At 72.9% G+C, this 12,228-nt stretch carries 10 protein-coding genes and 1 tRNA gene; 2 read left to right on the top strand and 9 right to left on the bottom strand.

Annotated elements, in window-relative coordinates:
• Window positions 1-59: 59 nt before the first annotated feature.
• Complete coding sequence (locus ACF09C_RS34685) at window positions 60-1,226, bottom strand: nuclear transport factor 2 family protein (protein WP_392097296.1); 1,167 nt, start codon at window positions 1,224-1,226, stop codon at window positions 60-62.
• Between the two features lie 86 nt (window positions 1,227-1,312).
• On the opposite strand from ACF09C_RS34685, the gene ACF09C_RS34690 reads away from it, so the two are divergent.
• Window positions 1,313-2,203: a LysR family transcriptional regulator gene (locus ACF09C_RS34690; RefSeq protein WP_392097298.1), complete on the top strand. Its 891-nt coding sequence runs from the start codon at window positions 1,313-1,315 to the stop codon at window positions 2,201-2,203.
• A gap of 225 nt (window positions 2,204-2,428) precedes the next feature.
• On the opposite strand, the gene ACF09C_RS34695 is transcribed toward ACF09C_RS34690, so the two are convergent.
• The 8 genes from ACF09C_RS34695 to galU form a co-directional block, all read right to left on the bottom strand.
• The gene (locus ACF09C_RS34695; protein WP_392097300.1) at window positions 2,429-5,776 is read right to left on the bottom strand and encodes a S8 family serine peptidase; all 3,348 of its coding nucleotides are present in this window, start codon (window positions 5,774-5,776) and stop codon (window positions 2,429-2,431) included.
• A gap of 337 nt (window positions 5,777-6,113) precedes the next feature.
• Window positions 6,114-6,187 (bottom strand) — tRNA-Ala (locus ACF09C_RS34700).
• A 96-nt stretch (window positions 6,188-6,283) separates the two neighbouring features.
• Window positions 6,284-7,330 carry a hypothetical protein gene (locus ACF09C_RS34705; RefSeq protein ID WP_392097301.1) on the bottom strand — a complete coding sequence of 349 codons (1,047 nt, stop codon included), beginning with the start codon at window positions 7,328-7,330 and terminating at the stop codon, window positions 6,284-6,286.
• 142 nt (window positions 7,331-7,472) lie between these two features.
• Window positions 7,473-8,096, bottom strand: coding sequence for a GNAT family N-acetyltransferase (locus tag ACF09C_RS34710; protein ID WP_392097303.1), 624 nt, complete (start codon window positions 8,094-8,096; stop codon window positions 7,473-7,475).
• A complete protein-coding gene (locus tag ACF09C_RS34715) occupies window positions 8,093-8,653 on the bottom strand; it encodes a molybdenum cofactor biosynthesis protein B (RefSeq protein ID WP_392097304.1) in 561 nt (186 codons plus the stop codon). The genes ACF09C_RS34710 and ACF09C_RS34715 overlap by 4 nt, the downstream gene beginning before the upstream one ends.
• Window positions 8,650-9,135: a cyclic pyranopterin monophosphate synthase MoaC gene (gene moaC / locus ACF09C_RS34720; protein ID WP_392097305.1), complete on the bottom strand. Its 486-nt coding sequence runs from the start codon at window positions 9,133-9,135 to the stop codon at window positions 8,650-8,652. Before moaC ends, ACF09C_RS34715 begins: the two co-directional genes overlap by 4 nt.
• Before the next feature lie 57 nt (window positions 9,136-9,192).
• Window positions 9,193-10,473 carry a gephyrin-like molybdotransferase Glp gene (gene glp, locus ACF09C_RS34725; protein ID WP_392097354.1) on the bottom strand — a complete coding sequence of 427 codons (1,281 nt, stop codon included), beginning with the start codon at window positions 10,471-10,473 and terminating at the stop codon, window positions 9,193-9,195.
• 160 nt (window positions 10,474-10,633) lie between these two features.
• Window positions 10,634-11,536 carry a UTP--glucose-1-phosphate uridylyltransferase GalU gene (gene galU, locus ACF09C_RS34730; protein WP_392097307.1) on the bottom strand — a complete coding sequence of 301 codons (903 nt, stop codon included), beginning with the start codon at window positions 11,534-11,536 and terminating at the stop codon, window positions 10,634-10,636.
• 116 nt (window positions 11,537-11,652) lie between these two features.
• Here galU and ACF09C_RS34735 point away from each other — a divergent pair, with 116 nt between their 5' ends.
• On the top strand, window positions 11,653-12,228 hold the full coding sequence (locus ACF09C_RS34735) for a 5-formyltetrahydrofolate cyclo-ligase (RefSeq protein WP_392097356.1): 576 nt from the start codon (window positions 11,653-11,655) through the stop codon (window positions 12,226-12,228).

Raw genomic sequence — 12,228 nt, forward strand, 5'->3', positions numbered from 1 at the left:
GCCGACTCGGCTCGAGCCTGCCCCGGTAGGACAGCGCGGGGCAAGGACCGTTCCCGCCCTCAGGCGTGGCGGTGGTACGCCTTGTTGGCGATGCGCCAGCCGTCGTCGACGTGGGCCAGGAGGAAGAGGTCCGTGAAGGTGTCCGCGCCGTGGTGGAGCGTCATCGTGGCGGTCGCGACGGTGCCGTGGACGGCGGTGACGTCGATGCGGCGGGAGCGGGTCGGTTCGTCCGGGGCCGGGTGACCGGGGAAGAGGGCGCAGTACTCGTCCAGGTCCCAGGAGACGAACGCGCCGTCCCGGAGCCCCTCGATGTGGGCGGTGGGCAGGAAGGCGTCGCGGAAGTGGGCCGGGTCGCCGGTGGCGTGGCCGCGGATGTAGACGCGGAGCGGTTCGAGCACGGCGTCGTCGACGCCGGGGCCCGTCGCGGCGACGGCGATGTCCGCGTCGGGGACTCCCAGGGATGCGGCGAGTCCGGCCGCGTCACGCAAGGGGGTGTCCGACGCGGCGGCCAGCAGGTCCATGTCCTTGGCGAGCGCACCGAGGGTGAACTCGGCTGTGCCGGCGGTCGGCGGACCGGTGAGGAAGGGGCGCTTGCGGGCCACGAGCCCGCCGAGCTGGCCGAGTTCGAGGACGTCGAGCACCTGGTCGCGCGGAAGCCCCAGCGCGTCGCCCTGCCGCAGCGCGTCGCGCAGGGCGAGGACGGCCCCGGCGAGGCTGTTGTTGGCGATCAGCTTGAGCGCCGCCGCGGTGGGGGCGTCGTCGACGCGGTGCGGGGCCCCGAGCGCCTCCAGGACCGGGCGGACGCCGTCGAACGTGTCCTGGTCCGCGGCGACGAGGATCCGCAGGGCGCCCGCCGTGGCGGCCGGAACCGAGCCGAGTACGGGCGCGTGGACGTAGGACCGGCCGATCCGCCGGGCGAACTCCGCCGCCTCGGCGGGGGCGATGGTGCTGGTGTTCAGCACGACCGTGCCCGCCCGCAGCGCGTCGCCGACGTCGTCGAGGACCTCCCGGCAGGCGGGCCCGTCGAACAGCGACAGGATCACGACGTCGGCCTTCGCCACGGCGGCGCCCGGATCGGCGGTCACCTCGACGGGGCCGGGCGCCCGCCCGGAGCGTGTCCAGCCGACGACGTCCCAGCCCTGGGCGGCGAGTCGGGTCGCGAGTGCGGCGCCCATGCGGCCGAGGCCGAGGACTGCGATCGTGTGCGGTGCGGTCATGCGCGCCACAGTGGTGCACCACGAGGGCCGCGAAAAGCGAGGATCTCGCAGGCCCGCCCTGCGGAACGCGCATACCGCCCGGTCATACTGGCGCGATGGACCTGGCTGTGTGGCGGACCTTCGTGACCGTGTGCCGTCTCGGGTCGCTCGCGGCCGCCGCCGACGAGCTCCACCACACGCAGTCGGCCGTCTCCCGGCAGATCGCCGGTCTCGAGCGGCAGATCGGCGTGCCGTTGCTCGAGCGCCATCCACGCGGTGTGCGCCCGACCCCCGCGGGCGAGGTGTTCCGGCGCCATGCCCTCACCACCCTCAACGAGGCCGACCGCGCAGTACGCGCGGCACGGGACGTCCGTGACGGGGCGTCCGGCCGGCCACTGGCCGTGGGCGCCGCGCCGTCGCTGGCCTCCGGCATCGTCCCCGAGGCCGTCCGGGACCTGCTCCGGCAGGCCGGGTCCATCCGCTGGAGCCTGTCGCCCGGACTGAGCGCGGGGTTGCACCAGCGCGTGATCGACGGCGACCTCGACATCGCCGTCGTCACCGACGCCCCACCGGGGCTGCCCCAGGACCCGCGGGTCGAGCGCCGGTTCCTCGGCCTGGACGACATGGTCGTCGTGCTCCCCGTCGACCACCCCCGGGCCGGGGGCGGCCCGGTGCACATGAGGACGCTCGCCGACGAGACCTGGGTCGAGGACAACGACGGCTCGGCGGCACTCCTGCGCCAACACGCCGCCCGCGCCGGAGTCAGTCCCCGTATCGACCTGGCCGCGGCCGACCTGCACGGCAAGCTGGCCCTGGTCGCGACCGGTCACGCCATCGCCCTGATCCCCGGGGTCCTGACCAGCGCACTACGTGCCGACGTCACCACCGTGTCCCTGGTGGACCCCCCGACCCGCGGCATCTACACACTCACCCCCCACCAGGACCCCCACCCCTGGGCGGCCCCCCTCCACGACCACCTCGCCACTGCGTTCACCCCGGCCGACTGAAGACCGCTTCCCGCTGATCCGGCACGCCCTCGATACGGAGTGGAGTACGAACGGCCGCGCGAGGCAGAGCTACCGGGAAGCCTCACGGCTGGGTACCGACCGCTCGATCGCGGAACTGCTGGAAGGCGGGCCGAACGTACTCTGCGCGGGACGCGCGAAGGCCCGGCGCCACCAGGGGAATGGGTGACGCCGGGCCGGCTCGGTGGTGTGCTTGTGCGCCGAGGTTCACTTGCCGAGGAAGGCGTTGTGGACGGTGACCGCCGACCGGTTGTCCTGCTTGTCGGTGACGACGGCCTTCAGGGAGAGCGCCTTGCCCGTCTCCGGCGCGCGCACGGTGATCTTGCCCGCGACGACCGGGACGGACCGCCAGTTCCGGCCGTCGGACGAGACCTGGACCCGCAGGGCCTTGAGGTTGGCTCCGGCCGCCGCGCCCTGGACGACGACGGGGAAGGTCTGGAGGACGCCGGCCGGAGCGGTGGAGTCCAGCGCGAGCTTCGGCTGGAAGCGGACCATGGAGACGGGCAGTTCCGTCGGGGCGCCGGCGCTGCGGGCCGAGGTGAAGGTCCACGAGGCGTCGATGCGCGTGCCGGTCCGGTTGTACTTCGGGTCGCGGTCGACCGTGGTCGCCACCGTGTACGTCGCGGACTCCGCCGGCAGCGTGAAGCTCTCCCGGTCGACGGCGCCGTCCTTCTGCGCGTACAGCACACCGTTGCGGTGGACGGTGGTGGTCGCGCTGGAGTAGCGGGCGTTCCCGTAGTGGCCCGCTCCGTCGCTGACCATGGTGAACGCGCCGTAGATGTCGTCGCCGGAGCGGACGATCCCCTCGCCCGGCTCCATCCGGGGTCCGACCACACCGACGTTGACGTTCCTGGTGTAGGTGTTCCCCGGCTTCAGCTGGGGCTCGGTGCCGAGGGAGTACACCACGTCGATGGGTCGGCCGCCGTCGGCGTCCGCCTCGCCCAGAACGAGCGCGGTGACGCTCCAGCCGATCCCGTCGTCCGTGCTCAGATACAGCTTCTGGGTGCCCGGTGCCGGGTGGGCGGGGTAGAAGTCGACGAAGCCGCCCGCGTCCGGCACCGAGCCCTCAGCCGAGAGAGCTCCGGCGACGCCGGGCGCGGACGCCCCGAAACCTACCTTGACCAGGGCGAGATCCTTGGCCGCGTAGACCTTCTCGTAGCCGGTGGGCAGTTCCTTGACCACGCCGCCCGCGAGGGTCTGGTAGACGCTCGTGCCCCGCTCCCAGCGGGCCGACCACTGCTGCATGAGGGTGGCGTCCGCTCCTACCGAGCCCTGCCGTGCCATGCGGACGTTGTCGAAGCTCCGCGCGTCGAAGCCCTGGGCGAACCCGGCCTCGGGCGTCGAGACCATGTAGAACATCCCCGCGCGCGTCTGCCGGGCCGCCGCGTCCGGCACCTTGACCGTCACCGGCCGGGTGGTCCTGGCGTCGAGGGTGACGGTGGCGGGTCCGGTCACCGTGAGCCGGGGGTTGTGGATCAGGTCGAGGCCCATGCGCGGGTCCGCGGGGTCGACCTGCATGTCGGCCTGGAGGTTGTAGGTGCCGCGGGGCAGGCGGACCGTCGCGGAACCCGAGGACAGGTCCGGGCGGAACTGCCGTTCCGAGGCGAGGCCCTGGTAGCCGTACAGATCGGCGCCCCAGACGGCGCCGGGCGCGTCGGGCCGCCCCACCGTCTCGAAGGTGACGTCGTAGGACTCGACCTCACGGTCCACCGTGGCCGGGGTGCGCACGCTCTGGCCCGCCCCGTACGCGACGACCGTGGCCGCGTACGAGCCGTCGACCGCGCCGCCGATACGGGTGTCGGCCGTCAGGCCCACCGAGGCGGTGCCGCCCGCCGGGACCGTGATCCGCTGCGCCCCGAGGGTGAAGAACCCGGCAGGCGCGGGCTGCCCGTCGCCGCCGGTGGGCACCTCGAGCGACAGGTCGAGCGTCACATCGGCGGTGCCGCCGTTGCGGTAGGTGACCTGCTTGGTGACCGGCGCGTCGTCGTCGTGGGGCCACTGCTGGCGACCCAGGTGGAGCGGTCCGCCCTCGGAGAGGACGGTCTGGTCGATCGCCCGGTCGACGGAGAGGCGGCCCGCACCCTGCTCGAAGACCGAGTGCGCGCCGCCCTTGGCCGAGCCGGTCAAGGCCGCCTTGAGCTGCGCCCCCGTCCAGGTGGGGTTCTTCTGCTTGAGGATCGCCGCGGCGCCCGCGACGTGCGGGGTCGCCATCGACGTACCGTCCAGGCCGACGTAGCCAGGCGGGTTCTGGTCCGGGGTGCCGGTCGCGGCGGCGGCCGTGATCCGCACACCGGGAGCGCTGATGTCGGGCTTGACCGCGTGGTCCTCCTTACGGGGACCGTGCGCGGAGAAGGGGGCGAGCCGGTCGTCGTCGTCGACGGCACCGACGGTCAGGGCCGCTTCGGCGGTGCCCGGCGAGTTGACCGTGCCGGGGCGGGGGTCCCAGAGGTTGCCCGCGGCGACGGCGAACAGGACGCCCCTCTCCGTGGAGACCTTGTTGATGTGGGCTTCCAGTGGGTCGATCCCGGGCCGGTCGGCGCTGCCGAGGCTCATGTTGATGATGTCGGCGCCCTGGGCCACGGCCCAGTCGATCCCCGCGATGGACTCGGAGTCGCTGCCGTTGCCGTAGTCGTCGAGAACCTTGGCGCTGATCAGCCGCGCCCCGGGAGCCACGCCCTTGAAGCGGCTGTCCTTCGCTCCCGTACCGGCCGCGGTGGAGGCGACGTGCGTGCCGTGCCCGACGCGGTCCACGGTGTCCGCGGAGCGGCTGAAGTTGCGTGCCGCCGCGACCCGTCCGGCCAGGTCCGGGTGGGTGTCGTCGATACCGGTGTCCAGGACCGCGATCTTCACGCCGGTGCCGTCGAGCGAGCGGCTCCAGGCCGCGGGGGCGCCTATCTGACCGGTGGAGCGGTCGAGCGAAGCCTTCCGCACGCCGTCCAGCCAGACCTTCGCGATGCCGGAGGTACTCGCCGCCGAGCCGTCGGTCTGGGGGCGGGTCAGGGCCTCCCACAGCGCCTCGGTGCTGTCGGTGGCGCTGGTGACGGCATCGGCGCCGAGAGAGGGCAGGGTCCGGTTGACGGTGGTGCCCTCGGAAGCCCGCACCTCGCTGCGGGCGGACTGGGCCGCGGCTCCCCGGTAGCCGACGATCACCTTGAGCCCGCCCCGGTAGGCCTTGCGGCTCTCCGGCTCGGCGAGTCCGGTGACGTCGAACAGCCGCTGGTCGAGCGTGCCGTCGGCGACAAGCCGCCGGGCATCGCGCGGCATCACGTAGGTGCGGCCTTCGTGGACCTGGGTGAAGAAGGGGATGTCCTCCCGGCCCTTGGCACGCTCGATGCCCGCGATCCGGCCCTTGGCGTCCACGAGGACCCGGTCGCCGGTGATCAGGACGACGGAGTGCACGTTCCTGCCCGGCCCGGCGCTCTTGCCGCCGGCCGGTGACGCTGTGGTGAGGCCGCCGTCCTGCGCCGACACCGGGCTGGTCATACCCGCTGTCAGAGCCACGGCGGCAGCGGCGGCGACCGTGACCGCGTACGCCTTGTTCACTGGTGTGCGCAAAACTCCCCCTGCTCAGGAGCGAATCGGGCGGGCGGGGGCCTGGCCCGAACGGGGGCGTACTCAGACATGCGTACGCCCCGGATTCCTGAAGTATGTCGAGGGCGTTCCGGGGCACTCAATGATCGTTCTGTGACGGGACGTTGACCATTCAAAGACGTACCGGAAGGCGTGGGCGGGTTTCCCCCTCCACCGCGAACGGCCTGATCAGCAGCACATCTTGAGACCGCGTTCGGGCACCTCCTCGAACACACCCCACAAACGCCAAGATCCCGCCCCGCCTTTCGGCGGAACGGGATCTCGTGACGATCCTTGAGAGCTACTCAAGAACAGTCGCTTGTGGACCTGTGGGGATTTGAACCCCAGACCCCCTCGATGCGAACGAGGTGCGCTACCAGACTGCGCCACAGGCCCTTGCGACGTGTGAAACATTAGCATCCCGATCGGGGTGCATGGAAATCCGCTCCCCCGCAGGTCAGCCGAGGGCTTCGGGGAGCCCTCGGCCGGGGGTCATTCGTTGGCCGCGCGGGGGCGGTCGTCGTCCGCGTACTGGTCGAAGAGGGGCGTGCGGCCGTGGTCGCGGCGGGGGCGGGGCGGGGTCGTGCGCCGGCGCGGGGCCGGGCTCGGGTTCGGGGTGGCCGCCGGGGCGGCCGGGGCCGCCGTGTCCGGGGTCGCCGTGGAGGAGCGGGCCGAGCTCCAGGTCTCCGGGTCCGTGATGTCGATGCCGCTCGTGGCGCGCGGGGCGACCGGGGCTGTGACGTAGGTGGGGAGCGGCACCGGGACCGGGTCCCAGCTGTCGCCGCGGGCCGGGCCGCGCTCGCGCTGCTGGTCCACCCACTCCGCGTGGTCCGTCTGCTCGACGAGCGCGCGGCGGCCGGCCTCCTGCGGGGAGACCTCGGGGGCCGCTTCGGGCTCGGGTCGGGCCGGTTCCTCCTCCGGCTCGGCGGGCGCGGCCGGGCGGCGCGGGCGGTTCTCCCGCAGCCGGGCCGCCGCCGCCTCCGCGCGCCGACGGTCCATCACGTACACGAACCGCCGGCGCTCCGTCGTCCGCAGATGCACGATGTACGCGCTCAGGAGCACGGCCGGGACGGCCGGCGCCCACAGGAACGCGAGCCCACCGACCGCCGCGACGACCGCGCCGAGGGTGAAGGCGAGGAAGAGGACGACCGTCGTCCGGCGGCGCCGGGCGAGGACCTTGCCGCGCCGGGCCCGTTCGACGGACTCCTTGGAGGGCCGCCGCACCCGGGCGGCGGGCGCGGGTTCCGGGGCCTCCAACCGGGCTTCCGTCCTGGCCGCGGGCGCGGAGAAGGCCCGGACGTCGACCGAGCTCAGATGCTCGGTCTCCGCGTCCGGGTCGACGCCGGGCTCCCGGTCCTTCAGCTCCTTGGCGTACCGACGCTCCATTCCCGCCCGTCCGGACAGCAGCCGGATGGCGGTGCTGAAGCGTTCCGTCGGACGGGCCTCGTTGAGCTCGTCCTGCCTGCGGAGCCACATCGGCACCAAGTAGGCGGCCCAGGCCCCGACAATGACTGCGTAGATGAGGCCGCTGCTGCTCACGCCTCACACGGTAGAGGGGTTCGCGGGAGGGCATCGGCCAATTGGCCCGGTGTGTCGCACGATCTGGCTGATATCACTGAACTTTTTTGTGATTGTTCAGATCGATTGGCGGTCAACTGCTGATTGAATTCGAACGTTTATTTCATTGTGCGGGATGCGGAGGACGTGCCTGGTGCCAGCGGCGCACCAGGCCCTCGGGGACTTCCTCGGCCGTCAGCGCGAAGACGAGGTGGTCCCGCCACGCCCCGTCGATGTGGAGGTAGCGCGGACGCAGCCCCTCCTCACGGAATCCCAATTTCTCCACGACCCGCCGCGAGGGCAGGTTCTCCGGCCGAATGCAGACCTCGATCCGGTGCAGCCCCACGTTGCGGAAGCAGTGGTCGACGACGAGCGCGACCGCCGTCGGCATGACGCCCCGGCCCGCCACCGCGCTGTCCACCCAGTACCCCACATGGCCCGAGCACATCGAGCCCCACGTGATCCCCGCGACCGTCAGCTGACCGACCAGCTGGCCCCGGAACTCGATCACGAACGGCAGCATCCGGCCCGCGTTCGCCTCGCCCCGCAGATGGCGGACCATCTGCCGGTACGTCGGCCGCTGCGTGACCGGGGCGCCCGGCGCGGGCGGCGGGATGGTCGCCTCCCAGGGGCGCAGCCAGTCACGGTTGCGCCGGTTCACCTCGCGCCAGGCCCGCTGATCGCGCAGCTTTATCGGCCGCAGCACGACATCGCCGTCGGCGAGGATCACGGGCCAGGACGGGATCATGACGGTCTCGGGTGGTCGCCGCCGCGGATCTGGTCGACGGCGTGGACGAGCAGGTGCTCCAGTACGGCGAGACCGTCACGGACCCCGCCGGAGGAACCGGGCAGGTTCACGATCAGCGTCCCGCCCGCGACCCCCGCGAGGCCCCGCGACAGCGCCGCCGTCGGCACCTTGTCCCGGCCGTACGCGCGGATCGCCTCGGGGATGCCGGGGATCTCCCGGTCGAGGACCCGGCCGGTCGCCTCGGGCGTGGCGTCGGTGGGCGAGATGCCCGTACCGCCGGTGGTGAGGATGACGTCGTACCCGGCTTCGACGCCCGCCCGCAGCGCCGCCTCGACGGGCGCGCCGTCGGGCACGACCTGCGGGCCGTCGACCGCGAAGCCGAGCCGCGTCAGGCCCTCCGCGATCAGCGGGCCTCCCTTGTCCTCGTACACCCCGGCCGACGCCCGGTTGGAGGCGGTGACGACGAGCGCGGCGTACGGGGCGGTGAGGGCGGCGCCCGAGGGAGTACGGGGCTCGGGTGCCGTGCCGTCGGCCGCCGCGGTCGCATCCGTCGTCATGACCCGGACCTCGTCCACGTGCCCGACTTGCCGCCCGTCTTCTCCTCCACCCGTACGTCGGAGATGACCGCGCCCTTGTCGACCGCCTTGACCATGTCGACCACGGTCAGCGCCGCCACCGAGACCGCCGTGAGGGCCTCCATCTCGACGCCCGTGCGGTCCGTGGTCTTGACGGTCGCCAGGATCTCCACGGCGTCGTCCGCGACCGTGAGGTCGAGGGTCACGCCCGAGACCGCCAGCGGGTGGCAGAGCGGGATCAGGTCCGGGGTCTTCTTGGCGCCCATGATGCCCGCGATCCGGGCGGTGGCGAGTGCGTCGCCCTTCGGGACGCCCTCGCCGCGCAGCAGCTCGATCACGCGCGGCGAGACGAGGACACGGCCGCTGGCCCGCGCGGTCCGCGCCGTGACGTCCTTCCCCGAGACGTCGACCATGCGGGCCGCCCCCGCCTCGTCGATGTGGGTGAGTCCTTGCTGCGTGCTCATGGCCGTGACACTCCCGGTCGCTGTGTGGGACGCCACGGTACCGCCACGAGGGCCTCCTCAGCCGAGGAGGACCACGTCGAGCTCGGCGCCGGGCGCCACCTCCGTATTCTCCTCCGGTACGACGAGCAGGGCGTTCGCGTGCGCGAGCGCGGCGATCAGGTGCGAGCCCGCTCCGCCCACCGGAGTGACGGTGCCGGCCTGGGCGTCGTACGTCCCGCGCAGGAACTGGCGGCGGCCGGCCGGGGACGACAGGGCCTTGTCGGCGGTGACGACGGCCCTGACCGTCGGCCGGTGGAGGTCCTCCAGGCCCATGAGCGCCCGGATCGCGGGGCGCACGAACAGCTCGAAGGAGACGTACGAAGAGACCGGGTTGCCCGGCAGGGCGAGCAGCGGTGTGTGGTCGGGGCCGATCGTCCCGAACCCCTGCGGCTTGCCCGGCTGCATGGCGAGCTTGCGGAAGTCGACCTGGCCCTCGAACTGTCCCGCCGCCGTCAGCGCCTCCTTGACCACGTCGTACGCGCCGACGCTGACCCCGCCCGTGGTGACCAGGAGGTCGGCGCGGATCAGCTGGTCCTCGATGGTGGCGCGCAGGGTCTCGGCCTCGTCGGTGACGGAGCCGACGCGGTACGCGATGGCTCCGGCGTCGCGGGCGGCGGCGGCGAGCGCGAAGCTGTTGGAGTCGTAGATCTGGCCCTCGGCCAACTCCTCGCCCGGCTGCGCCAGTTCGCTGCCCGTGGAGATCACGACAACCCGCGGGCGCGGGCGTACGCGCACGGTGGCGCGGCCGATCGCCGCGAGCAGTCCGATCTGCGGCGGGCCGAGGACCGTGCCCGCCTCCAGGGCCAGGTCGCCGGCCTGGACGTCGCTGCCGCGCGCGCGGACGTGCGCGCGCGCCTCGGCGGCCCGGTGGACCCGGACCTCGCCGCCCGCGCCCTCGGGGGCGGCGCTGGCGGCGCGCATCCCGCTCGCCGCTCCCCCGCCCGTCCCGCCGTCGGTCCACTCGACCGGCACCACGGCCTCGGCGCCGGGCGGCAGCGGGGCGCCGGTCATGATCCGGGCGGCCTCGCCGGGGCCGACGACCGGGAGGCCGTCGGCGCCCGCGGCCACGTCACCGATGACGGTCAGGACCGCCGGGAACTCCTCGGTGGCACCGGCGACATCGGCGACCCGGACCGCGTAGCCGTCCATGGAGCTGTTGTCGAAGGGCGGCAGCGCGACCGGCACCGTGACGTCCTCGACGAGGACGCAGCCCTGGGCGTCCGGCAGTTGCAGCTCGATCGGTTCGAGCGGGGTGATCGCCCCGAGGACGTCCGCCAGGTGCTCGTCCACCGACCACAGTCCTCGGGCCGGGCCCGCGCAGGGATCGCCGGACGTGCCGTGGGCGCCCTCGGTGCCCTCCGGGGCGTCCGCGACCACCTCGCCGGACGATGCCTCGACCTCGGTCCCGTCCCCCGCCGGGTCGCCGCCCGCCACCGGTGCCGTGCTGCTGCTCAAGGTGCTACATCTCCTCACTGACGTACTTGCGGAGCCAGGCCCGGAAGTCCGGTCCCAGGTCTTCACGTTCGCACGCCAGTCTGACAATGGCACGCAGATAGTCCCCGCGGTCACCGGTGTCATAGCGCCGGCCCTTGAAGACCACGCCGTGGACCGGGCCGCCGATCTTCTCGTCCTTGGCGAGTTTCTGCAGGGCGTCGGTCAGCTGGATCTCGTTGCCGCGGCCCGGCTCGGTCTCCCGCAGTATCCCGAAGACGGCCGGATCCAGCACATAGCGGCCGATGATCGCGTAGTTGCTGGGCGCCTCGTGCACGTCCGGCTTCTCGACCAGGTCGGTCACCTTCACGACGTCGGAGTCGACCGTCGCCTCCACCGCGGCGCAGCCGTAGAGGTGGATCTGGGAGGGCTCGACCTCCATGAGCGCGATCACACTGCCGCCCTCGCGCTCCTGGATGTCCACCATCCGCGAGAGCAGCGGGTCGCGCGGGTCGATCAGGTCGTCGCCGAGCAGCACGGCGAAGGGCTGGTCGCCGACGTGCGGGGCCGCGCACAGCACGGCGTGGCCGAGGCCGCGCGGGGCGCCCTGGCGCACGTAGTGCATGGTGGCGAGGTCGCTGGACTCCTGCACCTTGGAGAGGCGTTCCTCGTCGCCCTTGCGGGCCAGCGCCTCTTCCAGCTCGTAGTTCCGGTCGAAGTGGTCCTCCAGGGGACGCTTGTTCCGGCCGGTGATCATGAGGACGTCGGAGAGTCCGGCCGCGACGGCCTCCTCGACGACGTACTGGATCGCGGGCTTGTCGACGACCGGCAGCATTTCCTTGGGGGTGGCCTTGGTGGCCGGGAGGAACCGCGTACCGAGACCGGCGGCCGGGATGACAGCCTTGGTGATCCTGGGGGGCGACTGAGTCATGCGGAGCACCATAGCCGTTCGGTATGAGAGGAAGATGGGGCTCCGATTAACTTCCTGTGCATAAAGACAGTTACGAGAGGTTCGTGAAGTCAGGTGAATGACCGGTGAGCGCCGACATGATCGAAAAGGCCGCCTTGCGCCGCCAACTCCTCGCCGCCCGAGCGCAGCTGACCGGCCATGATGTCGACTCCGCCGCCGAGCGGCTCGCCCGGGGGGCGCGTGAGCTGCCCGAACTGGCCGGGGCCTCGACCGTCGCCGCCTATGTGTCCGTGGGCCGCGAACCGGGCACGCGCGCGTTGCTGGACGCGCTGCGCGCCCGTGGCGTCCGCGTCCTGCTGCCGGTCCTGCTGCCCGACAACGACCTCGACTGGGCCGCGTACGAGGGCGCCGAGGGCCTGGCGAAGGCCGGGCGCGGGCTTCTGGAGCCGACCGGTCCGCGGCTCGGCCCGGAGGCGGTGTGCGCGGCGGACGTGGTCCTCCTGCCGGGCCTCGCGGTCGACGCGCGCGGGATGCGGCTCGGGCGTGGCGGCGGCTCGTACGACCGGGTCCTGGCCCGGCTCGCCAAGGCCGGCGCGGACCCGGCGCTCGTGGTGCTCCTGTACGCGGACGAGGTGGTCGCCCGGGTCCCGGAGGAACCGCACGACCACCCCGTGCACGCGGTGGTGACCCCGGAGGGGATCAGGCACTTCTAG

This window comes from Streptomyces sp. NPDC014870, from assembly GCF_043081505.1.
GTDB lineage: Bacteria > Actinomycetota > Actinomycetes > Streptomycetales > Streptomycetaceae > Streptomyces.